The 22680-nt window shown below is 72.5% G+C and carries 20 protein-coding genes; 15 read left to right on the top strand and 5 right to left on the bottom strand.

Going from position 1 to position 22680, the window contains the following annotated elements; all coding sequences use genetic code 11:
• Positions 1–147: 147 nt before the first annotated feature.
• Complete coding sequence (locus ACIPFH_RS13310) at positions 148–870, top strand: TetR/AcrR family transcriptional regulator (protein WP_401825829.1); 723 nt, start codon at positions 148–150, stop codon at positions 868–870.
• 51 nt (positions 871–921) lie between these two features.
• Here ACIPFH_RS13310 and ACIPFH_RS13305 read toward each other — a convergent pair whose 3' ends face one another.
• The 5 genes from ACIPFH_RS13305 to ACIPFH_RS13285 all read right to left on the bottom strand — a co-directional run bounded on the left by ACIPFH_RS13305 (position 922) and on the right by ACIPFH_RS13285 (position 8600).
• Positions 922–2973 (bottom strand): SpoIIE family protein phosphatase, encoded by a 2052-nt coding sequence (locus ACIPFH_RS13305; protein WP_401825827.1) that lies wholly within the window; start codon positions 2971–2973, stop codon positions 922–924.
• Between the two features lie 182 nt (positions 2974–3155).
• The gene (locus ACIPFH_RS13300; RefSeq protein ID WP_401825824.1) at positions 3156–3527 is read right to left on the bottom strand and encodes a universal stress protein; all 372 of its coding nucleotides are present in this window, start codon (positions 3525–3527) and stop codon (positions 3156–3158) included.
• Positions 3528–3637: 110 nt separating this feature from the next.
• Positions 3638–4624: a methylmalonyl Co-A mutase-associated GTPase MeaB gene (gene meaB / locus ACIPFH_RS13295; protein ID WP_401825822.1), complete on the bottom strand. Its 987-nt coding sequence runs from the start codon at positions 4622–4624 to the stop codon at positions 3638–3640.
• 5 nt (positions 4625–4629) lie between these two features.
• On the bottom strand, positions 4630–6804 hold the full coding sequence (gene scpA / locus ACIPFH_RS13290; protein WP_401825819.1) for a methylmalonyl-CoA mutase: 2175 nt from the start codon (positions 6802–6804) through the stop codon (positions 4630–4632).
• Positions 6804–8600 (bottom strand): methylmalonyl-CoA mutase family protein, encoded by a 1797-nt coding sequence (locus tag ACIPFH_RS13285; RefSeq protein ID WP_401825818.1) that lies wholly within the window; start codon positions 8598–8600, stop codon positions 6804–6806. The genes scpA and ACIPFH_RS13285 overlap by 1 nt, the downstream gene beginning before the upstream one ends.
• 832 nt (positions 8601–9432) lie before the next feature.
• Between ACIPFH_RS13285 and ACIPFH_RS13280 the strand changes: the two genes are divergently transcribed.
• The 14 genes from ACIPFH_RS13280 to hypF all read left to right on the top strand — a co-directional run bounded on the left by ACIPFH_RS13280 (position 9433) and on the right by hypF (position 22669).
• Positions 9433–9747 carry a DUF6400 family protein gene (locus ACIPFH_RS13280; protein ID WP_401825815.1) on the top strand — a complete coding sequence of 105 codons (315 nt, stop codon included), beginning with the start codon at positions 9433–9435 and terminating at the stop codon, positions 9745–9747.
• Positions 9734–9991 carry a hypothetical protein gene (locus ACIPFH_RS13275; RefSeq protein WP_401825812.1) on the top strand — a complete coding sequence of 86 codons (258 nt, stop codon included), beginning with the start codon at positions 9734–9736 and terminating at the stop codon, positions 9989–9991. Before ACIPFH_RS13280 ends, ACIPFH_RS13275 begins: the two co-directional genes overlap by 14 nt.
• Before the next feature lie 200 nt (positions 9992–10191).
• On the top strand, positions 10192–11934 hold the full coding sequence (locus ACIPFH_RS13270; RefSeq protein ID WP_401825810.1) for a hydrogenase maturation protein: 1743 nt from the start codon (positions 10192–10194) through the stop codon (positions 11932–11934).
• Between the two features lie 103 nt (positions 11935–12037).
• Positions 12038–13126, top strand: coding sequence for a hydrogenase expression protein HypE (locus ACIPFH_RS13265; protein WP_356248483.1), 1089 nt, complete (start codon positions 12038–12040; stop codon positions 13124–13126).
• Between the two features lie 82 nt (positions 13127–13208).
• The gene (locus ACIPFH_RS13260) at positions 13209–14990 is read left to right on the top strand and encodes a nickel-dependent hydrogenase large subunit (RefSeq protein WP_401825807.1); all 1782 of its coding nucleotides are present in this window, start codon (positions 13209–13211) and stop codon (positions 14988–14990) included.
• Positions 14987–15520, top strand: a complete 534-nt coding sequence (locus ACIPFH_RS13255; RefSeq protein ID WP_401825804.1) for a hypothetical protein — start codon at positions 14987–14989, stop codon at positions 15518–15520. Before ACIPFH_RS13260 ends, ACIPFH_RS13255 begins: the two co-directional genes overlap by 4 nt.
• Complete coding sequence (locus ACIPFH_RS13250) at positions 15517–16158, top strand: DUF5947 family protein (protein ID WP_401825801.1); 642 nt, start codon at positions 15517–15519, stop codon at positions 16156–16158. The genes ACIPFH_RS13255 and ACIPFH_RS13250 overlap by 4 nt, the downstream gene beginning before the upstream one ends.
• Positions 16155–16847 carry a DUF6084 family protein gene (locus tag ACIPFH_RS13245; RefSeq protein ID WP_401825799.1) on the top strand — a complete coding sequence of 231 codons (693 nt, stop codon included), beginning with the start codon at positions 16155–16157 and terminating at the stop codon, positions 16845–16847. Before ACIPFH_RS13250 ends, ACIPFH_RS13245 begins: the two co-directional genes overlap by 4 nt.
• Positions 16844–18292, top strand: a complete 1449-nt coding sequence (locus tag ACIPFH_RS13240) for a hypothetical protein (protein WP_401825796.1) — start codon at positions 16844–16846, stop codon at positions 18290–18292. Before ACIPFH_RS13245 ends, ACIPFH_RS13240 begins: the two co-directional genes overlap by 4 nt.
• The gene (locus ACIPFH_RS13235; RefSeq protein ID WP_401825793.1) at positions 18289–18840 is read left to right on the top strand and encodes a hydrogenase maturation protease; all 552 of its coding nucleotides are present in this window, start codon (positions 18289–18291) and stop codon (positions 18838–18840) included. The genes ACIPFH_RS13240 and ACIPFH_RS13235 overlap by 4 nt, the downstream gene beginning before the upstream one ends.
• Positions 18841–18867: 27 nt before the next feature.
• Complete coding sequence (locus ACIPFH_RS13230) at positions 18868–18972, top strand: DUF6893 family small protein (RefSeq protein ID WP_401825791.1); 105 nt, start codon at positions 18868–18870, stop codon at positions 18970–18972.
• Positions 18973–19115: 143 nt separating this feature from the next.
• Positions 19116–19514, top strand: a complete 399-nt coding sequence (gene hypA, locus ACIPFH_RS13225) for a hydrogenase maturation nickel metallochaperone HypA (RefSeq protein WP_401825789.1) — start codon at positions 19116–19118, stop codon at positions 19512–19514.
• A gap of 3 nt (positions 19515–19517) precedes the next feature.
• Positions 19518–20282: a hydrogenase nickel incorporation protein HypB gene (hypB, locus tag ACIPFH_RS13220; RefSeq protein WP_401825787.1), complete on the top strand. Its 765-nt coding sequence runs from the start codon at positions 19518–19520 to the stop codon at positions 20280–20282.
• Positions 20279–22669, top strand: coding sequence for a carbamoyltransferase HypF (hypF, locus tag ACIPFH_RS13215; protein ID WP_401825785.1), 2391 nt, complete (start codon positions 20279–20281; stop codon positions 22667–22669). The genes hypB and hypF overlap by 4 nt, the downstream gene beginning before the upstream one ends.
• The last annotated feature ends 11 nt before the right edge of the window (positions 22670–22680 follow it).

The raw sequence follows: 22680 nt of genomic DNA, 5'->3' as shown, positions 1-22680 counted from the left end.
TCACGGGGAGGGAGAGGGAGGGAAGAGCCGAGCGGGAGATGTGATGGAACAACGGCCGCGCCTCTTGCGTCAATCCTGTTGACATAAGGTCGGTGCGGGCGTCCACTGAGCGTGCGCAGGCCGTCGCAGCGAACGAGGAGTCCCGGTATGACCACCCGTGTCCCGCAGGAACGCAGGCGTCGTCGCCCCACCCGATCGGGGGTCGTGCTCTCCGAGGACCTGATCGTGGAGACCGCGCTGCGGCTGATCGGCGAACACGGTCAGGAGGCGCTGAGCGTACGCCGGCTCGGCGCCGCCCTGGACTGCGACCCCAGCGCCCTGTACCGCTACTTCCGCAACACCGACGACCTGCTGCTGGCCATCGCCGACCGGATCATCGGTGACGCCATGGAGGGGTTCGCCCCCGGTCCCGACTGGACTGCCGCACTGCGCGAGATGGCTCTGCGGGTGCGGGCCGGGTACCTCGCCCATCCACGTGCCGCCAGCATGGCCTCGTACCGCGTCACCCGCCGCGACAACGAGATGCGTGCCGTGGACACCGGGGTCGGCCTGCTGCTGTCCGCCGGCTTCGAGCCCGCCCGTGCCGTCCGCCTCTACCTGGCGTTCATCGACACCGTCCTCGGCCACGCCGCCATGGACGCGGCGGCTCTGGCGCTCCCGGCGCACCAGCGCGAGGCCGACCGGCAGGCCTGGGCGGAGGTCTACCGGGCCGTGCGCCCCGAGACGTACCCGGCGCTGGCCACCGTGCACGACGAGCTGCACACCATGGCGGACAGCTCCTTCGAGGACGCGGTGGACCTGCTGCTGGCCGCCCTCGCCGCCCGCGCCCCGGCGGCGGCCGGCCGCGCCGGTACGCCGTCCGACGCCTGAAACAGGGGCGACCGCGGCGAGTCGGCCGGATTCGGTGCACGGCGGACGCCCTCAGTGGGCCGGACGGATCCGGGCCAGCAGGAGCGCGACGTCGTCGTCGGGTTCCGGACGCAGGGCGTTGAGGAGTGCGTCACTGGTCTGTTCCAGGGAGCGGCCGCCGGTGTCCTGGAGGAGCCGGGTCAGGGTGGTCAGGCCGGTGTCGATCGGTTCCTCCCGGTTCTCGACCAGTCCGTCCGTGTAGAGGGTGAGCAGCGAGCCCGGAGCGAGTTCCAGTTCCGCGGTGCCGAAGTCGACGCCGCCCACCCCGAGCGGCACGCCGCCGGGGATGTCGACGAGTTCGGTCGTGCCGTCGTCCCTGGTCAGGACCGGCGGCAGATGTCCGGCGCTGGACAGGGTGCAGATGCCGCGCCGCAGGTCGCACACGGCGTAGACACAGGTGGCGATCGCGTCGCCGAGCGAGCCGGCGATGTCGTCGAGGTGCCGCATCAGCTCGGCCGGCGGCAGGTCGAGGCGGGCCAGCGCACGCGTGGCGCTGCTCAGCTGCCCCATGATCGCGGCGGCCTGGACGCCCTTGCCCATCACGTCCCCGACGACCAGCCCGGTGCGCTGCGGCCCCAGCGGCAGCACGTCGTACCAGTCACCGCCGACCTCGCTCAGGGCCGGGCGGTAGCGGGCGGCGATGTCCAGCCCCTCCCGCGGAGCGGGCGCGGACGGCAGCAGACTGCGCTGGAGGGTCAGGGCGGTGGCGCGCTCCCGGCCGTACAGGCGGGCGTTGTCGATGCAGATCGCGGCGCGCGCGGCGAGCTCCGAGGCGAGCACCCGGTCCTGTTCGTCGAAGGGGCGCTCGTTGACGGTGCGGTACAGGCTGAGCGTCCCGAGAACCTTGCCCCGGGCCATCAGCGGCAGTGCCAGGTAGGAGTGGACACCGGCCTCGTGCAGGGTCTGGGCGGCGTTCGCGTCACGGGCGATGCGCCGCATCATGCGCCCGTCCACGCGCGCGACGAGGACCGGCCGGGCGCTGCGGACGCACCGGGTGATGATCCGCGAGGAGCCGTAGGTGGCCAGTTCGCCGACCGGGTCGGCGGCGTGGATCGCGTCGGTGGGGTAACCGGCCGCGACGGCCAGCGCCCTGAACTCGGCGGGGGCGTGACCCATGACGGGCGTGATGATGCCGTGGGCCACCACCGATTCGAGGATGTCGACAGCCGCCAGGTCGGCCACGTGCGGGACGGTCACGTCGGTCAGTTCCCGCGCGGTCTGCCGCAGGTCCAGCGTGGTGCCGATCCGTACCCCGGCGTCCGCGATCACGGACAGGCGCTGGCGGGCCTGGGCGACCTCGGTCGCGGCCTGCTGGCGTTCGGTGACGTCCAGGACGGCCATCGCGAGGCCGAGCACCCGGCCGTTCGTGTCCTCGATGCGGTGATACGACTCGGAGTACGCGCGCTCCTCGACGTCCGCCGCCGTGCGCCCGATGGTCTGCTGGTCGAGCAGGGGCCGGCCGGTCGCCAGGACGTGCCGCATACGGGCCTCGATGGCCTCCACGTCCAGGTCCGGCAGCATCTCACCCACCCGGTGGCCCACCAGCGCCGCCTCGGACACGCCGTTCATGCGCTCGAGCGAGGGATTGACGCCGACCCAGCGCAGGTCGTTGTCGAAGACGGCGATGCCGAGCGGGGTCTGGTTGACGAGACTGTGGGACAGGGCCAGATCACGTTCCACGCTCCGCACCGTCATCGCGTCCGTGGCGAGCCCCAGCAGGTGGGGCTGCCCCTCGCTGTCGAGCAGACGCATCGTGCGGAACTCCACGGCGCGTTCCGTGCCGTCCCGGTGGCGCAGCGGGAACACACCCGCCCACCGGGCGCCCGAACGCACCTGGGTGAAGAGCTCCCGGCCCCGTGCCCGGTTGCCGGGCGAGACCAGGAGGGTGTCCGCGCGCTGCCGGAGGGCCTCCTCGGCGGAGAAGCCGAGCAGCTGTTCGATCTCGGGGCTCCACAGCGCGATGTGCCCGCCGGCGTCCAGCACGACGGCCGCGACCTTCAGGAGGTCCAGCAGCCCGCTGGGCGCAGCTGTGACCTCGTCGCCGTCCGCCGCATACCCATGCATGCCAGCCGCTCCTTCCGGCGCGGCAGGGGCACCGCCAAGATCCGTTCCTGAGCTTCGATTACGTCACATTACGGTCCGAAGAGCAACGCTGTCGCGAAGATCTTTTGATCCCGTGGGCGGCGACGGCCGTCTCCCTGAGCAGGCGCTCCGCCTGCCGGGCGCCCATCGCGGGCGCCCATCGTTCACCGTTCGGTCGGCACGCAGAGAACCGGGACGCCCGACAGGTGCAGGAGCTTGTGGGGGGTCGAGCCCAGCAGCGCCCCGCGCATCGGGCTCTCGCCCCAGGTGCCGACCACGATCAGCCTCGCCGTATGGCGTGCGGCGGCGTCGATCAGTGCCGGCGCGGGCTTCTGGTCGATGATCTCGACAGCCGTCCGTACGCCGGCCTCGTCGGCCACCCGCACGGCGTGATCGAGTCCGGTTCGCCCGGCCTGGCGGACGGCCGAGTACGCCGGGGAGGTGGAGTTCAGACCGATGACGAGCGCGTCGACGAACCCGATCGCATCGGCCTTCAACCCGCCGGGCGGGCCCGGGTCGGCGATCTCGTTGGCCATGTTCCCTCGCTCCGGTCGTGCGTGGATCAGCGGATCCATACAAAAGGGAGCTATGGGACTTTCCGTACTACTGGGGCCTTCCGTGCACGTATGTCACCCGGGTGCGGCCATCAGCCGTCCTCTGCGCCGAACGCCCTCAGGATGTGCTCGGCGGCCAGCGTGGCCGTCAACTCACCGTCTCTGACCCGCTGTTCGAGTGCGGGTGCGAGGGCCCGGACCGCCGGGGCCGAGTGCAGTCGGCCGAGGAGTTCGTCGCGGACCATGGACCAGGTCCAGTCGACCTGCTGTTCGCGGCGCTTGGCGGCGAGCCGGCCCGTGGAGTCGAGCAGGGTGCGATGCTGCTCGAGGCGGTCCCAGACGGTGTCCAGGCCGGCCGCCTCGCGGGCGCTGCAGCTGAGGACCGGCGGGGTCCAGGCGGCGTCCCGGCCGTGCATGAGTCGCAGGGCGCCCGCCAGTTCACGTGCCGCGGCGCGGGCGTCGCGCTCGTGCGGGCCGTCCGCCTTGTTGACGGCGATCACGTCGGCCAGTTCCAGGACGCCCTTCTTGATGCCCTGGAGCTGGTCGCCGGTGCGGGCGAGGGTCAGCAGCAGGAAGGAGTCGACCATGTTCGCGACCGCGGTCTCCGACTGGCCCACACCGACCGTCTCCACCAGGACCACGTCGTAGCCCGCGGCCTCCATCACCACGATCGACTCGCGCGTCGCCTTGGCCACTCCGCCCAGCGTGCCCGAGGTCGGCGACGGACGGACGAAGGCCGCAGGGTCGACGGCCAGGCGTTCCATCCGCGTCTTGTCGCCCAGGATCGAGCCGCCGGTGCGGCTGGAGGACGGGTCGACGGCGAGCACCGCGACCCGGTGCCCGAGCGCGGTGAGCATGGTGCCGAACGCGTCGATGAACGTCGACTTGCCCACGCCCGGCACCCCGCTGACACCGATCCGCCGCGCCTTCCCGCTGTGCGGGAGAAGCTCGGTCAGCAGCCCCTGGGCCAGCGCGCGGTGATCGGGCCGGGTGGACTCGACCAGCGTGATCGCACGGGCCACCAGGGCCCGCCTGCCGTCGAGCACACCCTTCACATAGGTATCGAGGTCGATGGCCATGGGGGTTACAGGTCGTGCCCGAGGCCGGTCGACAGCCGTTCCACCAGGTCGTACGCCGCGTCCGGGATCACCGTCCCGGGCGGGAAGACGGCCGCCGCGCCCATCTCCAGCAGCAGGGGCACGTCCTGCGGCGGGATGACCCCGCCGACGACGATCATGATGTCCTCGCGCCCCTCCTCGGCGAGCTGTTCCCGCAGCGCCGGCACCAGGGTGAGGTGCCCGGCGGCCAGCGACGAGACGCCGACGATGTGCACGTCCGCCTCGACGGCCTGACGGGCCACCTCGGCCGGCGTCTGGAACAGCGGGCCGACGTCCACGTCGAAACCGAGGTCGGCGAAGGCGGTGGCGATCACCTTCTGGCCGCGGTCGTGCCCGTCCTGGCCCATCTTGGCGACCAGGATCCGCGGACGGCGGCCCTCGGCCTCTTCGAAGGCGTTCACCAGGGTGCGCGTGCGTTCCACGGAAGGGGACTCTCCGGCTTCGTTGCGGTACACGCCGGAGATGGTACGGATCTGGCTCGCGTGACGCCCGTACACCTTCTCCAGGGCGTCGGAGATCTCCCCGACGGTGGCCTTCGCACGGGCCGCGCGAACCGCCAGCTCCAGCAGGTTGCCCTCGCCGCCCGCGGCCCGGGTCAGGTCGTCGAGCGCGTCCTGACAGGCCCGCTCGTCGCGCTCGGCGCGCAGCCTCCGCAGCTTGGCGATCTGCTGGGCGCGGACCGAGGAGTTGTCGACCGACCGCACGTCGATCCGCTCGTCGGTCTCGACGCGGTACTTGTTGACGCCGATCACCGGCTGGCGCCCGGAGTCGATGCGGGCCTGGGTGCGGGCCGCCGCCTCCTCGATACGCAGCTTGGGGATGCCGGCGTCGATCGCCTTGGCCATGCCGCCCGCCGCCTCGACCTCCTGGATGTGCTGCCAGGCCCGGCGGGCGAGGTCGTACGTCAGCCTCTCGACGTACGCGCTGCCGCCCCACGGGTCGATCACCCGGTTCGTGCCGGATTCCTGCTGGATCAGCAGCTGGGTGTTGCGGGCGATGCGCGCCGAGAAGTCGGTGGGCAGCGCGAGCGCCTCGTCCAGGGCGTTGGTGTGCAGCGACTGGGTGTGGCCCTGCGTCGCCGCCATCGCCTCGACGCAGGTACGGGTCACGTTGTTGAACACGTCCTGAGCGGTCAGCGACCAGCCCGAGGTCTGCGAATGGGTGCGCAGCGAAAGCGACTTGGCGTTCTGCGGGTCGAACTGCCGCACCAGCTTCGCCCAGAGCAGACGCGCCGCCCGCAGCTTGGCGATCTCCATGAAGAAGTTCATGCCGATCGCCCAGAAGAACGACAGCCGGGGCGCGAACGCGTCCACGTCCAGCCCCGCCTCCCGCCCGGCCCGGATGTACTCCACGCCGTCCGCGAGCGTGTAGGCGAGTTCCAGGTCGGCCGTCGCGCCCGCCTCCTGGATGTGGTACCCGGAGATCGAGATGGAGTTGTAGCGGGGCATGCGCTGCGAGGTGAAGGCGAAGATGTCGGAGATGATCCGCATCGACGGCTTCGGCGGGTAGATGTAGGTGTTGCGGACCATGAACTCCTTGAGGATGTCGTTCTGGATGGTCCCGGCCAGCTTCTCCGCCGGCACACCCTGCTCCTCGGCCGCCACGATGTAGAGCGCGAGCACCGGCAGCACGGCGCCGTTCATCGTCATCGACACCGTCATGCGGTCCAGCGGGATGCCGTCGAAGAGCTGCCGCATGTCGAGGATCGAGTCGATGGCCACGCCCGCCATGCCGACGTCGCCCGTCACCCGAGGGTGGTCGCTGTCGTAGCCGCGGTGGGTGGGCAGGTCGAAGGCGACCGACAGGCCCTTCTGACCGGCCGCCAGATTGCGCCGGTAGAAGGCGTTGGACTCCTCGGCGGTGGAGAAGCCCGCGTACTGGCGGATGGTCCAGGGCTGGTTGACGTACATCGTCGGATACGGGCCGCGCAGATACGGGGTGATGCCCGGGTAGGTGCCCAGGAAGTCCAGGCCCTCCAGGTCACGGCCCGTGTACAGCGGCTTGACCGCGATGCCCTCCGGGGTCTCCCAGAGCGGCTCGTCACCCCCGGTGGCCTGCTTGACGGCCGTACGCCACTCGTCGGCGCCGGCGCCGACGGCCGGGGCCCCCAGCTCGATCCCGGAGAAGTCGGGGATTCCCATCAGGACACTCCCATGCGGTCGAGGGCGGCGGAGAGCACGGCGACGGCGTCGCAGCCCGCGAAGACGTACGCGTCGACTCCCGGGTACTGACCCGGACGGCCCGCGAGGAACACGTGCGAGGCGCCGGCTTCCCTGAGCTCCTCGGTCCGGGCCGCCGCCTGTTCCACGTACAGCGCGTCGCTGGAGCAGAGACAGACCTCGGTGGCGCCGCTGTCCGCGAAGGTGCCCTCCGTGACGGGCTCGATGCCGCCGGCCTGGAACAGGTTCGCGGCGAAGCCGACGCGGGCGGTGTGCGCGGCGGCGGGACCGAGGGCGGCCAGGTAGACGCGGGGGCGGGATCCGGTCGCCGCGAGGTGGGCGTCGGAACGGGCGCGCAGCCTCTCGTACGTCTCGTCGCGCCGTACCCGGGGCAGCCCGCCGGAACGGGGTGCGGGCGCGGGCGCGCGCTCCACCGGGCGCTCGGCGAGGTACGGGAACTCGCTGACACCGGTGACGGGCTCGCGCCGCTTGGCGAGCTTCGCGCTGCGGGCCTCCCAGGTGTCCGCCAGGTCCTGGCCGATCCGGCCCGAGCGCAGACCGGCCGCCTGGCCGCCCGACCGCTCGATCATCTGGAAGAACTCCCAGCCCGCACGGGCGAGTTCGTCGGTGAGCCGCTCCACGTACCAGGAGCCGCCGGCCGGGTCGACGACCCGGGACAGGTGCGACTCCTCGATGAGGATCGTGGAGGTGTTGCGGGCGATGCGCCGTGCGAAGGCGTCCGGCAGGCCGAGCGAGTGGTCGAAGGGCAGCACGGTCACCGCGTCGGCGCCGCCCACCCCGGCCGCCAGCGTCGCGACGGTCGTGCGCAGCATGTTCACCCAGGGATCGCGACGGGCCATCATCACCGGCGAGGTCACCGCGTGCTGCACCTGCCCCACCGGGGTTCCGCAGACCTCGGTGACGCGTGCCCACAGCCGGCGGGCCGCCCGGAGTTTGGCGACGGTCAGGAACTGGTCGGCCGTGGCCGCGTACCGGAACTCCAGCTGCGCGCAGGCCTGTTCCACCGGCAGCCCCGCCTCGGTCAGCTCCCGCAGATAGGCCACCGCGGTCGCCATCGAACAGCCCAGTTCCTGCGCGGCCGAACCGCCGGCCTCGTGATACGGCAGCGCGTCCACGGTCAACGCCCGCAGCCCCGGATACGCCTCGGCGCACCGGCGCGCGAGGCCGGCCATGGGGGCGAAGTCGTGCGGCCGGCCGGTACGGGCCTCGGTGCCCAGCGGGTCCGCACCCAGGTTGCCGCGCGCCGCCTCCCCGGCGACGCCCCGCTCCTCGTACAGCCGCAGCAACTCCCGTGCGGCGGCCTCGACATCGTGTCCGGCGTCCAGGACGACGGGCGCCAGGTCGAGAAGGACGCCATCGAGGGCCCGGCCGAGCGAGTCGACCGGCATGCCGCCGTCGCCGAGGACCAGCCACAGCGACGTGACGCCGTTCTCCAGGTCCCCGAGGACCGCGCCGCCGGTCGTGTGCTGCTGCCGCACGTCCCAGCCGCCGACCGTGTTCCCCTCCGCCCGGCCCCCGCGCACGAAGGGCGCGAAACCGGGCAGGCCGGGGTCGGGAGCGGGATCGTCCGCCGTGTACAGGGGCCGGACGCGAAGCCCGTCCTCCAACGCGGTGGACAGAGTCTCCTCGGCTGCCGTGTCCGAGACCTCCCTGCCCGACTTGCGCAGGACACCCGCCACGAGGCGTTGCCACTGCTCAAGGGTCGCGTCAGGGAACTCGGCGGCCAGCGAAAGCCCGTCGTCGGGCAGGACCGTCATGCTCGGATGCTAGGGCAGACGCACCGGAGAGCAGCAGTGGGCACGGCTGTGACCTTGGCCGCTGCCCCCCTGTGACCTCGGCCTCTTCGGCACTTCGGCCGCTCACCGCGACCCGGGCCTGTCCGGCGAATCATGGTGAGGGCAGCGTCTGCCCGTGAGCCAAAGCGTCTTCCCGCCGCGACGACCGGGCGCGGGCAGCGGGCGGGCCGCCGACGGACGTACGGGCGCGGCGGCGAGGCCGAGCAGGGCGGCCCCGCTCGGCCGGGCTCCGTGCCGGTGTGCGTCCGCGACCGGTCGACGACCGCGGGCCACGGGTCGTCGGGCAGCACGGCGCCGACCAGCGCCCGCGGCGGCGGCGGATCGTCGGGGCGGGCGCAGGATACGGCCGCCCAGCCGTCCGCCGTGGGCAGCAGCCGGCTCCGTTTCGCCCGCCGAGGTCCGCCCCTGTCGGCGGTGCCCGGTGAAAGCGGCCCGCTCCGCGAGGAGCGACGCACCGTCGACCCGCACCGGACGGCCGCTCCGCGCCGTGGCGGTGGCCGGACGTGCGGCGACCCGGTGGGCGAAGCCGGCCCCGTCCCCGGGGGCACGAGCGGCGGTCCGTCGAGGTGTCGGGTCGGCGCCATGACACCGCTCCGCGCCCGATCCGCCGCACCGGCCCCGGCCCGCTCACTCGACACGGCGCCCGGGTCACGCCGGTCACCGGCGTCGATGGCATGGACCTGAGCACTGGCCTCCGGCCCCGCACGGCGCGGGCACAGGTCCCGCACCGACCGTTGTGACTTCCCCCACCCGCTCTTGCCCGGGCGAGGAGCACCTACCTACGTTCGGTCGCATGTCCTCGCGTGATCGTGCCCTTCCCGGCGAACCGGACGAACCCGATACGGCGAACGGGTTTGCCCCGGACCGGCCTGGCGCCCCGCCCCCCGTCGACTTCTCCATCGACCTCGGCTCGCACGAACTGCTACGGCGCGCCCACGTCCTGGACGCCGTCGGCCCCGACTGGGACCCCGTCGCCGCACTGCGCGGCGAGGAGGCCGCGTACGAGCTGCTGTACTCCGGCCTCGACCCCGAGCAGCAGCGCATGTACGACGAGCTGGTCTCGGCCGGCGTGCTTCCGCGCCGAGGAGGTGGCCATGCTGCCGCTTGACCCGCAGGCCGACATCGGACGCCGGGCCTGGGTGGCCTGCCCGAACTGCGACGACCGTCGCGGGTGCGTCACCTGCGAGCAGGGGCGTTCCTGCTCCGAGCACTGGCGCTACCTGCTCTCCAACGCCGGCAGCCTGCTCCACCTGCAGTGCCGGTCGTGCACCCACATCTGGGCACACGAAACCCACTTCGGCGCCACCCGCTCCCCGTGGGAGCGCATCACCAGCGGCCTGCGACGACGCTGATCCTCCCCGACGGCCGGCCCGGTGCGGCGGGACGTCGGTGCGCCGGTGCGGCCGTGAGCGGCGGCCGGTGAGGCCGGACGGCGGATCGGCCCCCGCTTTCGGATGATCCCACCGCATGTCGCCGGGGGCGGCGGACAGCGGGGGCCGAGGATCGCGGCGGCGGTCATTCCTGCCTGCCGTTCGTCCGCCCGGAGGCAGCCGTGCACATCCTGATCCTGGCCAGCGCGTTCAACAGCCTGACCCAGCGAGTCCACGCCGAGCTGCGCGACGGCGGTCACCGGGTGGCGGTGGAACTGGCCCTGCCGGACAGCTCTCTGCCGGACGCCGTGCGTCGGCACGCGCCGGAGCTCATCGTGGCGCCGATGCTGAAGTCGGCGATTCCCGAGGAGGTCTGGTCGGCGCACACCTGTCTCGTCGTCCATCCGGGGCCCGTGGGCGACCGCGGGCCGTCCTCCCTGGACTGGGCGATCCACGAGGGCATCGAACAGTGGGGCGTCACGGTCCTCCAGGCCGACGCGGAGATGGACACCGGCGACGTGTGGGCCACCGTGCCGTGCCGGCTTCCTCAGGTGTCCAAGAGCGAGCTGTACCGGGGTGAGATCGCCGACGCCGCGCTCGAGGCCGTCCTGCTCGCCGTGGAGCGTTTCGCCGGGGGAACCCACGTACCGCACAGGCAGGACCCGGCAGGCACCGCCGACGCGCGCCTGCGTACGCGTCCCTACCTCGACCAGAGCGTCCGGCGGATCGACTGGACCGAGGACTCCACGCGGACCGTCCTGCGCAAGCTGAGGGCGGCGGACTCGCAGCCCGGTGTGCTGGACGCGCTGCTCGGCGGCGAGTGGTACCTGCACGGCGGTCACCCCGAGAGCGTGTTGCGCGGCCGTCCGGGCGAGCTGCTGGCGACCCGGGCCGGGGCGGTCTGCCGGGCCACCGGGGACGGCGCCGTGTGGATCCCCGAACTGCGGCCCCGGCGCGCGCCCGGTGGGCCGCCCACGTTCAAACTGCCCGCCGTGCGGGCCCTGGGCGACCGGCTGCCGCCGCTGCCCGAGGACCCCGCGCCCGTGTCACCCGGGGCGCGGCCGGGCGCCTGGACGGACATCCGCTACCGGGAGGACGGGAACGTGGGCTTCCTGGCGTTCTCCTTCCCCGGCGGGGCCATGAGCACGGAGCAGTGCCGACGGCTGCTGGACGCCTACCGGGAGGCGTGTGCGCGCCCCACGTCGGTGCTGGTGCTGGGTGGCGAACGGGACTTCTTCTCCAACGGCATCCACCTCAACGTCATCGAGGCGGCCGACGACCCCGCCGCCGAGTCCTGGGCGAACATCAACGCCATCGACGATCTGGTCGAGGCGGTCCTGACGACGACGGACCGGCTGGTGGTCTCGGCGCTCGCGGGCAACGCCGCGGCGGGCGGGGTGATGCTCGCCCTGGCGGCCGACGAGGTGTGGTGCCGCTCGGGCGCCGTGCTGAACCCGCACTACCGTCTGATGGGCCTGCACGGCTCGGAGTACTGGACCCACACCCTGCCGCGCAGGGTGGGTCCCGAGACGGCCGAACGGCTCCTGCGTGAGGCTCTGCCGGTCAGCTCGGCGAGCGCGCTGCGCCTCGGGCTCGTCGACCGGGTGCTCGAGTGCGGTCCCGGCGGGTTCGCGCCGGAGGTCGCCGGCCTGGCGGCGCGGCTGGCGGCCCTGCCGGCGACGGCGGCACGGATCACCGCGAAGAAGACCGTGCTGGACCGGCTGGAGAGCGGGACGCCGCTGGCCGGCTTCCGTGAGCGCGAGCTCGCCCGCATGCGCCGCACGTTCGACGACCCGAACGCCCCGTACCACGCGCTGCGCCGTTCCTTCGTCCACAAGGAGCGGCCGTCGGGCACGCCGCCGCACCTCGGTCCGGCCGCGGTTGCGAAACCCGGCCCGGTCCCCTCCTCCGCCGCCGTCACCTGAATGGCCCTGGATGCCGTCTCATCACGGCCGGACGACTGATACGAAGAACCGTGAAGGCCGAAATGTGGGCCTTCATCCCTTTTCCTCCCCAGGAGGCGGTCCCATGACTGAGGCCACGCCGGGCACGGTCCGCGCTGCGGACGCCGACAGTGCGCCCGCTGAAGAGGCACCCACGATCCACATTCTCTGGATCAACGCGGGGCTGAGCTGCGACGGCGACTCGGTCGCGTTGACGGCGGCCATGCAGCCGAGCATCGAGGAGATCGTGCTCGGCGTGCTGCCGGGGCTTCCGAAGATCGCCGTCCACTGGCCGCTCATCGACTTCGAGTGCGGTCCGGTCGGCGGCTCGGACACGTTCATCGAGTGGTTCTTCAAGGGGGAGCGGGGCGAGATCGACCCGTTCGTCCTGGTCGTCGAGGGCTCCGTCCCCAACGAGGCGATCAAACCCGAGGGCTACTGGTGCGGCTTCGGCGACAACCCGGAGACCGGTCAGCCGATCACCACCAGCGAGTGGATCGACCGGCTCGCCCCGAAGGCCCTGGCGGTCGTCGCCATCGGCACCTGTGCCACCTACGGCGGCATCCACGCCATGGCGGGCAACCCGACCGGCGCGATGGGCGTGCCCGACTACCTCGGCTGGGACTGGAAGTCCCACGCCGGCATCCCCATCGTGTGCGTCCCCGGCTGTCCGATCCAGCCCGACAACTTCTCCGAGACGCTCACCTATCTGCTCTACCAGGCGACCGGCGCCGCCCCGATGATCCCGCTGGACGACAAGCTGCGCCCGACCTGGCTGTTCGGGGCCACCGTCCACGAGGGCTGCGACCGCGCGGGCTACTACGAACAGGGTCAGTTCGCCCTGTCGTACGACTCGCCGACGTGTCTGGTCAAGCTCGGCTGCTGGGGGCCCGTCGTCAAGTGCAACGTGCCCAAGCGCGGCTGGATGAACGGGATCGGCGGCTGCCCCAACGTCGGCGGTATCTGCATCGCGTGCACCATGCCGGGCTTCCCCGACAAGTTCATGCCGTTCATGGACGAGCCCCCCGGCGCCAAGGTGTCGAGCAACGCCAGCGGGGCCTACGGCGCCGTGGTCCGCAAGCTGCGCTCGATCACGGCGAAGACGGTGGACAAGGAGCCCAAGTGGCGCCGCACCGGAGAGAAGATCACCACCGGCTACCGGCCCCCCTGGTGACTCCCCACCGCGAGTGACCCGCTTCTGCTTCGTGCATCCCCCACACCCCCAACCCCGCGCGACGAAGGGCACGGCAAAGACGATGGCAAGGACGAAGACGGCCGGAGACGGCAGCGGCCTGGTGGAGATGGCCTGGGACCCGATCACCCGGATCGTGGGCAGCCTCGGTATCCACACGAAGATCGACTTCAAGCAGAAGCGGGTCGCGGAGTGCTACAGCACCTCGTCGGTCTTCCGCGGCTACAGCGTCTTCATGCGCGGCAAGGACCCCCGCGACGCGCACTTCATCACCAGCCGCATCTGCGGAATCTGCGGGGACAACCACGCCACGTGCTCGGTGTACGCGCAGAACATGGCGTACGGCGTGAAGCCTCCGCACCTCGCCGAGTGGATCATCAACCTCGGCGAGTCCGCGGAGTACATGTTCGACCACAACATCTTCCAGGAGAACCTGGTGGGGGTCGACTACTGCGAGAAGATGGTCAAGGAGACCAACCCCGGCGTCCTCGAACTCGCCGAGCGCACCGAGGCCCCGCACGCCGCCGAGCACGGCTACCGCACCATCGCCGACATCATGCGCTCGCTGAACCCCTTGGAAGGGGAGTTCTACCGAGAGGCGCTCCAGGTCAGCCGCTACACGCGCGAGATGTTCTGCCTGATGGAGGGCCGCCATGTGCATCCCTCCACGCTCTACCCGGGCGGCGTCGGCACCATCGCCTCCGTGCAGCTCTTCACCGACTACCTCAGCCGGCTGATGCGCTACGTGGAGTTCATGAAGCGGGTCGTGCCCCTGCACGACGACCTGTTCGACTTCTTCTACGAGGCCCTCCCCGGGTACGAGGAAGTGGGCCGCCGCCGGGTCCTGCTCGGCTGCTGGGGCGCGCTCAACGACCCCGAGTACTGCGACTTCACCTACGCCAACATGACGGACTGGGGCCGGCGGATGTTCGTCACGCCCGGCATCATCGTCGACGGCAAACTCGTCACCAACGACCTCACCGACATCAACCTCGGCATCCGCATCCTGCTGGGCAGCTCCTACTACGAGGACTGGCAGGGCCAGGAGCAGTTCGTCACCCACGACCCGCTCGGCAACCCGGTGGACCCGCGCCACCCGTGGAACCAGCACACCATCCCCGCCCCGCAGAAGCGCGACTTCGACGACAAGTACAGCTGGGTCATGTCCCCGCGCTGGTTCGACGGCAAGGACCACCTCGCCCTGGACACCGGCGGCGGCCCCATCGCCCGCCTGTGGTCCACCGCGCTGTCCGGACTCGTCGACATCGGGTACGTCAAGGCCACCGGCCACAGCGTGGTCATCAACCTGCCGCGCACCATGACCAAGCCGGAGACCAGCTTCGAGTGGAAGATCCCGAAGTGGTCCAACGCGCTGGAGCGCAACCGCGCGCGCACCTACTTCCAGGCGTACGCCGCCGCCGTCGCCCTGCACTTCGCGGAGAAGGGCCTCGAGGAGGTCCGCGCCGGACGCACCCAGACCTGGGAGAAGTTCGAGGTCCCCGACGAGGGTCTCGGCGTCGGCTTCACCGAGGCGGTCCGCGGTGTCCTCTCCCACCACATGGTGATCCGCGACGGCAAGATCGCCAACTACCACCCGTATCCGCCCACCCCCTGGAACGCCAGCACCAGGGACTCCTTCGGCACGCCCGGCCCGTACGAGGACGCCGTGCAGAACACCCCCATCTTCGAGGAGAACACCCCGGAGAACTTCAAGGGCATCGACATCATGCGCGCCGTCCGCAGCTTCGACCCCTGTCTGCCCTGCGGCGTCCACATGTACGTCGGCGGCGGCAAGACGGTGAAGTCGATGCATGTGCCCACCGGCCTGAGCGGACTGGGCGGATGAGCGCGGGAACGGCGACGACGCCGGTGAACGCGGAGCAGACCGGGCGCCGAGTCGAGGAGGTGCTGGAGCGGCTGACCGCGAGCGGAGACCCGGCCGCCGCGGCGGCGGCCGAGGAACTCGTCCGCTCCCTCATGGACTTCTACGGCGCCGGCCTGGCCCGCGTGCTCCAGCTGCTGTCCACCTCCCGCGAGGACGCGGTGGCGGGCCTGCTCGGCGACGAACTCGTCGCGAGCCTCCTCGTCCTGCACGACCTGCACCCCGAGGACCGCGACACCCGTATCGCCCGGGCCCTCGACAGCGTCCGGGAACACGCCCTGGACGTCCAGGACTTCGACGAGGAGAGCGGTGCCCTGACGTTGCGGGCCCGGGAGAGCGGCGGCTGCGGTTGCGGCTCCGGAGCGGGCGCCCGGGAGGCCGCGCAGGCAGCCCTCGCCTGCTTCGCACCGGAGGTCCGGGCCGTCGACGTACGGACAGCACCCGCGGGGCCCACGCTCCTCCAGATCGGCACGGCACCGACGGGGGCCCGATGACGGCGTCCTCGGCGACGCGCCCGCCCGGCCTGCGGAGGTTCCTCACCGAGAGACCTCCACAAGTCGAACGCTGTGAGCTGTGCGCCGTGACGGTGGAGGCGGACCACCGCCATCTGGTCGACACCGAGAAACGCGCGCTCGCCTGCGCCTGCACCCCCTGCGCGCTGCTGATGGAGCAGCCGGGCGCCGCCGCGGGCCGCTTCCGCACGGTCCCCGCCCGCTACCTCACCGACCCCGGACACCGCCTCGACGAGAGCACCTGGGAAGCCCTGCAGATCCCGGTCGGCGTCGCCTTCCTCTTCCGCAACGCGGCGCTCGACCGGCTGGTCGCTCTCTACCCGAGCCCCGCCGGAGCCACCGAGAGCGAACTCGAACCGGCCACCTGGACGGCGGTCCTCGGCGGCAGCCGCCTCGCCGAACTGCTCGAACCCGACGTGGAGGCGCTGCTGCTGCGCCGCACCGACGGCCGCTTCGAGTGCCACCTCGTACCGATCGACATCTGCTACGAACTCGTGGGCCGGATGCGCCTGTTGTGGCAGGGATTCGACGGCGGGGCCGAGGCCAGGGCGGCTCTGGACACGTTCTTCGCGGACGTCTCGCGACGTGCCCGGCCCGTGGACGGGGCGGTGCGGCCATGACGGAGTTCTCCTTCGCCTGCACCGGCGTCCGCGCCGACCGGTACGCCGCGGGACCGACGCTCGTCTTCCGGCTGCGTGTCACCGCCGCCGACGGCGCCCGCGTGCACGCCCTCGCGCTGCGCTGCCAGATCCGCATCGAACCCGCCCGCCGCGGCTACCGGCCCGCAGAGGCGGACGGCCTGGCGGACCTCTTCGGCGAGCGCTCCCGCTGGGGCAGCACCCTTCAGCCGGTGCAGTTCGCCCAGATCTCGCTCATGGTCCCCAGCTTCACCGGCGAGACCGAGGCCGACCTCGTCGTGCCCTGCACCTACGACATGGACATCGCCGCGACCCGTTACCTCGAAGCCCTCGCCGACGGAGAGGTCCCACTGCTGATGCTGTTCTCCGGCACGGCCTTCACCGGGGACGGCGGTTTCCAGGTGGAGCCGGTGCCGTGGGACCGGGAGGCGGCCTACCGGATGCCGGTCGCGACCTGGCGGGAGATGGTCGAGCAGCACTTCCCCGGATGCGGCTGGATCCGGTTGCCCCGCGACACCATGGACGCCCTCCTCGCCTACCGCTCCCGGCGCGCGCTGCCCTCCTGGGAGGCGACCCTCAGAGCCCTGCTCGACGACAGCGGCGCCGCGGAGCCGCCCCGGGGCGACCCGCTGCGCGCGCTCACCGGCACCACCGGAAGGACGGATCCGTGACCGTGACCGCGTTCGCCTCCGAGACGGAGGAGCGGTTCGCCCTCGCCCGGCAGGTGGCCGACGCCGTCCTCTTCGAGGGCTATGTGCTCTACCCCTACCGTGCGTCGGCGGCCAAGAACCGGCTGCGCTGGCAGTTCGGGGTGCTGGTGCCGCCGGGCTGGGGCGCCGACTGCGAGGAGCACGACTTCCAGCACACCGAACTCCTCATGGAACCGAAGGCGGACGCCACCCTCTCCGTCGAGGTGCGCTTCCTGCACGCCCGGCGGCGTACGGTGCAGCGGGTCCGCCCGGACGGCGGCTTCGAGACCGTCCCCGAACTCCCCCTCGACGACCGGGTGCTGGTGCCCTGGGACGAGGGGAACGAGGAGCGCGTCGAAGTGGTCGCCGCCATGGACGAGCTCCTCGGCGACGGTGTCACGCATCCCTTCCGACGCCCCGCCCGGGAGGACACCGCACCGGTCCTGGACGCGTCCGGCCGCACCGTCGGCCGGCTCCTGCGGCGGTGTGAGGAGATCAGCGGGACGATCCGGCTGTCCGCCCGCGAACTCGACGGTCCCTACCGGACCGTGCGGCTGACCGCCGTCGTCGAGAACACCACTGACTGGACACCGTCCGAGAGCCGTGGCGCCGGCCGGGACGCGGCGCTGCCGCACTCCCTGGTCGCCACCCACCTCCTCATGGCCCTCAGCGCCGGATCCTTCCTGTCGATGACCGATCCCCCCGAGTGGGCCAAGGGCGCGGTCGCCGTCTGCCGCAACCTGCACACCTGGCCCGTGCTCGCCGGCGAGCCCGGCAGCGCCGACCTCGTGCTGTCCTCGCCGATCATCTTGGAGGACCATCCGGCCATCGCGCCGGAGAGCCCCGGCGCGCTCTACGACGCCACCGAGATCGACGAGATCCTCGCGCTGCGCACCGCCGCCCTCACCGACGAGGAGAAACGCGAGGCCCGTGGCACCGACGAGCGGGCGGCCGCCGTGATCGAGCTGGCGGACTCGATGCCGCCCGAGGTGCTGGAGCGTCTGCACGGGGCGGTGCGCAGTCTGCGCGAGGTGACCGGCCCGGACCCCGCCGCCCCGCCGGACCCCACCGCCCCGGACGGCGGCTTCCCCGACGAGTACGGGGTGCAGCGGCCGGACACCCCCTGGTGGGACCCCGCGAGCGAGGCCGGCTTCGACCCGGCGCGCGACCAGGTGCTCGTGGACGGCCGGACGGTGGCCAGGGGCAGCCGCGTCGAACTGCGCCCGGGGCTGCGGCGCACCGACGCGCAGGACATCTTCCTGCGGGGCCGCACCGCGAAGGTCGAGGCGGTGCTGCACGACGTCGACGGCGGCGTGCACCTGGCGGTCACGGTCGAGGGCGACCCGGGCGCCGACATCCGCCGAGAGCAGGGACGGTTCCTGTACTTCCAGCCCGACGAGGTCACACCGCTGGAGGCCGACGCATGAACCCGTCCCCACCGGCGGCTCCCAGGACACTCGTCGCGGGCATCGGCAACATCTTCCTCGGGGACGACGGCTTCGGCGTGGAGACCGCGCGCCGGCTCGCCGAGCGCGAACTGCCCGCAGCGGTCGAGGTCGTGGACATCGGGGTGCGCGGAGTGCACCTCGCCTACCAGCTCCTGGACGGCTACGACACCCTCGTCCTGGTGGACGCCACGGCGCGCGGCGAAGCCCCCGGCACGCTGTACGTGATCGAACACGAGCCCGGCGGCGCGAGCCCGTCGCCCGGCACGCCCCCGCTGGACGGCCACCGGATGACCCCCGACGCCGTCCTGGCGCTGCTGGGCACCCTGTGCGCCGGGACCGGCGGCGAGCCACCACGCCGTGTCCTGGTCGTCGGATGCGAACCGGCCTCGGTGGACGAGGGGATCGGACTCAGCGCGCCGGTGTCCGAGGCCGTACCGCAGGCCGTGCGGCTGATCGAGGAACTGCTGACGAACGGGGAGCCGGAAGAGCCCGCGCCGCGGGCCACGTCGGGTGGAATCCCGACATGAGGAGTGACCCGACATGAGGAGAGACGCATGAAGAAGATCGTCATCGGTGGAGCGGCCCTGGCGGCCCTGGTCGCCCTGGGCGTCGAGGTGCTTCCCGACCTGAGGCGCTACCTGCGCATCCGACGGATGTGATCCACGGCCGCCACCGGGGTGCCGCGCGGTTGCGTCGAACGGCGTACCCGCCGGCCGGCGACGGCGTGCCGGGCCGTGCGACCCGGCAGCGCGCGCCTCTAATGAAGGCCGACCGGAGGCAGGCCGCACAAGGACGGAGACCCATGCACGAGATGTCCGTCGCACTGGCCGTCGTCGACCAGGTGACAGAGGCCGCCGAACGGGCCGGCGACGTCACCGCGGTGCGATCGGTGCGGCTCCAGGTGGGCCAACTGGCCGGCGTCGTACCCGACTCGCTCGCCTTCTGCTTCGAACTGGTCTGCGCCAAAACCCTGCTGGAAGGCGCCGAACTCGTCACCGAGGAGGTGCCGGGGCGGGCCCGCTGCACGCCCTGCGCACACGAATGGGCCGTCGGCATGCCGCCCCGGCTGGCCTGCCCCGTCTGCGACGGGACCACCACCGATCTGCTCGCGGGCCGGGAACTGCGGATCGCCTCCGTGCAGTGGGAGACCGGCGACCCCCAGCCCGCGCCCACCCGCGAACCGATCTCCGAGGAGTGCTGAACCATGTGTCGTGTCGTCGACCTGCGGCAGGCCGTGCTGGCGAAGAACGACGCGAGTGCCCACGCGCTGCGCACCCGCCTCGCGGCCCACGGCACCACGGTGGTCAACCTGTTGTCCAGTCCGGGCAGCGGCAAGACCGCCCTGCTGGAGAGCGAACTGCTGCGCGCACGCGAGCGGTCCCTGCCCGTCGCCGCGCTGACCGCCGACCTCGCCACCGAGAACGACGCGACCCGGCTGGCCCGGTCGGGCGCCCCGGTCAAGCAGGTGCTCACCGACGGACTGTGTCATCTGGAGGCGGGGATGCTCGCCGGACACCTGGACGGGTGGCTGCCCGACGGTACCCGGCTGCTGTTCGTGGAGAACGTCGGCAACCTGGTCTGTCCCGCCTCCTACGACCTCGGAGAGACCCTCAGGGTCGTCCTCGCCTCGGTGACGGAGGGTGAGGACAAGCCGCTCAAGTACCCCACCGCGTTCGGTCTCGCCCACCTGGTCGTGGTCACCAAGACCGACATCGCGGACGCCGTGGAGTTCGACGAGATCGCCTTCCGCGCGAACGTGCAGCAGGTCAACCCGGGCGTCGAGGTGATCCTGACCTCGGCCCGCCGAGGCAAGAACGTGGGCGCGCTGCTCGACCGGGCGCTCGCCGCCGCGGAGGGCGCGCCCGTGCACACGCCGGTGATGGCCGGCCAACCCGACCTCACTCACGCCCACCCGCACACTCATGCCGGCGAGACCGACGCCGGTGACCTGGCCCCCGCCCGCTCGTGAGCGCTCCGCCGCCGCCGCCGTCGGCCGCCGTCGCCGACGACCAGCCGCTGCGCCGCCGGGTCACCGTCCGGGGGGTGGTGCAGGGCGTGGGCTTCCGGCCCTACCTGTACGGCCTGGCCACCGAACTCGCCCTGGCCGGACACGTCACCAACACCCCGGAGGGCGTCGTCGTGGAGGTCGAGGGCACCGCCTCGGCCGTGGTCCGGTTCTGCGACCGGATCGCCGCCCAGGCGCCCCCACTGGCCCGGGTCGAGTCCGTCCACCACCGGGAGATGCCCCCCGCCGGCGGCACCGCGTTCACCATCCTCGCCTCCCGCACCGACGGACCGGCCCGCACCCTGGTCTCCCCGGACTCGGCGACCTGCGCCGACTGCCTCGCCGAGTTGGCCGACCCGGCGGACCGGCGCTACCGCCACCCGTTCGTCAACTGCACGCACTGCGGCCCGCGCTTCACGATCGTCACCGGAGTGCCGTACGACCGGGCCCACACCACCATGGCCGGCTTCGCGATGTGCCCCGACTGCGCCCGCGAGTACGCGGATCCGGCCGACCGGCGTTTCCACGCGCAACCGGTGGCCTGCCCGGCCTGCGGGCCACGACTGCGGCTGCTCGTCGCCCAGGAGTCCGGGCTCCGCAGCGTCGACGGCGCGGACCCGGTCACCGAGGCGCGCGCACTGCTGACCCGGGGCGCGATCCTCGCCGTGAAGGGCCTGGGCGGCTACCACCTGGCCTGCGATGCCACCGACGAGGCGGCGGTGGCCCTGCTGCGCCGTCGCAAGGCGCGCGGGGACAAGCCGTTCGCGGTCATGGCCGCCACCGCGGACGACGTCCGTCACCTCGTCCGGCTGAGCCCCGAGGAGCGGACCCTGCTCGAAGGCCGGGCCGGGCCGGTCGTCCTGCTGAGACGGCGCCCGCACCCGTCGTACGCGGCCGGGGATCCACGGCCCGCCGAGGCCCTCGCACCCGGTAGCCCCGACCTCGGCGTGCTGCTGCCGTACACGCCCCTGCACCATCTGCTGCTCGGTCTGCCCGGCGATCCGGAAGGCCCCCGGCTGCTCGTCATGACCAGCGGCAACGTGTCCGGTGAACCGATCGTCACCGACGACACGGACGCGCTGGAGCGGCTCGCGCACCTGGCCGACGCCTGGCTCACGCACGACCGGCCGATCCACGTCCCGTGCGACGACTCCGTGGTCCGCGTCTGCGACGGGGAGCCGCTGGTGATCCGCCGCTCCCGCGGTTACGCCCCGCTGCCGGTCCCGCTCCCGCTGCCCGTGCGGCCGGCCCTCGCCGTCGGCGGCGACCTGAAGAACGCCTTCTGCCTGGGGGCGGGCCGACGGGCCTGGCTGTCGGCGCACATCGGCGACATGGACGACGTCGGCACCCAGCGGGCCTTCGAACGCGCGGTGGCGCAGTCGCAGTCGCTCACGGGGGTGCGGCCCGAGACCCTGGTGTCCGACCGGCATCCCGGCTACCGCTCCGTGCGGTGGGCCGACCGGAACGCGGCCCAGCGGCCCGTCGTACGCGTCCAGCACCATCACGCGCACGTCGCCGCCGTGATGGCCGAGCACGGCCTGGACGGCACCCGGGCGGTCATCGGCGTCGCCTTCGACGGCACGGGCCACGGCGACGACGGAGCCGTGTGGGGCGGGGAGTTCCTGCTCGCGGACTACGACCGCTCCACCCGGTTCGGGCACCTCGCGTACGTCCCGCTGCCCGGTGGCGACGCCGCGGTGCGCCGGCCGTACCGGATGGCGCTGGCCCACCTCAGGGCGGCCGGGATCGGCTGGTCCGCCGACCTGCCCTGCACGGCCGCCTGTCCGCCCGACGAACTTCGCGTGCTGGAACAGCAGTTGGAGCGCGGCCTGCACTGTGTCCCGACATCCAGCATGGGCCGGCTCTTCGACGCCGTGTCCTCGCTCGCGGGGGTGTGCCACCGCGCCGGATACGAGGCACAGGCCGCCGTCGAGCTGGAAGGCGCCGCTCTGCGCGCACCCGACCGGGACACCACCGCGTACGCCTTCGCCCTGCACGCGTCGCAGGAGGACGGGGGCGGAGCCGTACGGGCCGATCCGGCGCCCGTCCTCACGGCGATCGTCGGCGACCTGCGGGCGGGCGTCGGGCCGGCCCTCGTCGCGGCTCGCTTCCACCGGGGCGTGACCGGCCTGGTGCACCGGATCTGCGCGCGGGCCCGGGAGCGGCACGGACTGGACACGGTCGCCCTGACCGGCGGCGTGTTCGCCAACACGCTGCTGTCCTCGGCCTGTGCCGCCACCCTGCGCGAGGACGGCTTCACGGTCCTGCGGCACCGGCTGGTGCCGCCCAACGACGGCGGTTTGGCGCTGGGGCAGCTGATGGTGGCCGCCCGTGCCACTCGCACCGACTGAGCAACGCGCGA

This window comes from Streptomyces sp. NPDC088157 (genome assembly GCF_044741545.1).
Lineage (GTDB): Bacteria > Actinomycetota > Actinomycetes > Streptomycetales > Streptomycetaceae > Streptomyces.
Note: the sequence above shows the minus strand (reverse complement) of the source record. Positions and strands in the feature narration are given on the sequence as shown.

What these genes read in the sequence shown, in the direction of transcription:
- ACIPFH_RS13310 (WP_401825829.1), top strand. Translation starts at nt 148, where the DNA reads ATGACCACCCGTGTCCCGCAGGAACGCAGGCGTCGTCGCCCCACCCGA.
- ACIPFH_RS13305 (WP_401825827.1), bottom strand. Translation starts at nt 2,973, where the DNA reads ATGCATGGGTATGCGGCGGACGGCGACGAGGTCACAGCTGCGCCCAGC.
- ACIPFH_RS13300 (WP_401825824.1), bottom strand. Translation starts at nt 3,527, where the DNA reads ATGGCCAACGAGATCGCCGACCCGGGCCCGCCCGGCGGGTTGAAGGCC.
- meaB (WP_401825822.1), bottom strand. Translation starts at nt 4,624, where the DNA reads ATGGCCATCGACCTCGATACCTATGTGAAGGGTGTGCTCGACGGCAGG.
- scpA (WP_401825819.1), bottom strand. Translation starts at nt 6,804, where the DNA reads ATGGGAATCCCCGACTTCTCCGGGATCGAGCTGGGGGCCCCGGCCGTC.
- ACIPFH_RS13285 (WP_401825818.1), bottom strand. Translation starts at nt 8,600, where the DNA reads ATGACGGTCCTGCCCGACGACGGGCTTTCGCTGGCCGCCGAGTTCCCT.
- ACIPFH_RS13280 (WP_401825815.1), top strand. Translation starts at nt 9,433, where the DNA reads ATGTCCTCGCGTGATCGTGCCCTTCCCGGCGAACCGGACGAACCCGAT.
- ACIPFH_RS13275 (WP_401825812.1), top strand. Translation starts at nt 9,734, where the DNA reads ATGCTGCCGCTTGACCCGCAGGCCGACATCGGACGCCGGGCCTGGGTG.
- ACIPFH_RS13265 (WP_356248483.1), top strand. Translation starts at nt 12,038, where the DNA reads ATGACTGAGGCCACGCCGGGCACGGTCCGCGCTGCGGACGCCGACAGT.
- ACIPFH_RS13260 (WP_401825807.1), top strand. Translation starts at nt 13,209, where the DNA reads ATGGCAAGGACGAAGACGGCCGGAGACGGCAGCGGCCTGGTGGAGATG.
- ACIPFH_RS13255 (WP_401825804.1), top strand. Translation starts at nt 14,987, where the DNA reads ATGAGCGCGGGAACGGCGACGACGCCGGTGAACGCGGAGCAGACCGGG.
- ACIPFH_RS13250 (WP_401825801.1), top strand. Translation starts at nt 15,517, where the DNA reads ATGACGGCGTCCTCGGCGACGCGCCCGCCCGGCCTGCGGAGGTTCCTC.
- ACIPFH_RS13245 (WP_401825799.1), top strand. Translation starts at nt 16,155, where the DNA reads ATGACGGAGTTCTCCTTCGCCTGCACCGGCGTCCGCGCCGACCGGTAC.
- ACIPFH_RS13235 (WP_401825793.1), top strand. Translation starts at nt 18,289, where the DNA reads ATGAACCCGTCCCCACCGGCGGCTCCCAGGACACTCGTCGCGGGCATC.
- ACIPFH_RS13230 (WP_401825791.1), top strand. Translation starts at nt 18,868, where the DNA reads ATGAAGAAGATCGTCATCGGTGGAGCGGCCCTGGCGGCCCTGGTCGCC.
- hypA (WP_401825789.1), top strand. Translation starts at nt 19,116, where the DNA reads ATGCACGAGATGTCCGTCGCACTGGCCGTCGTCGACCAGGTGACAGAG.
- hypB (WP_401825787.1), top strand. Translation starts at nt 19,518, where the DNA reads ATGTGTCGTGTCGTCGACCTGCGGCAGGCCGTGCTGGCGAAGAACGAC.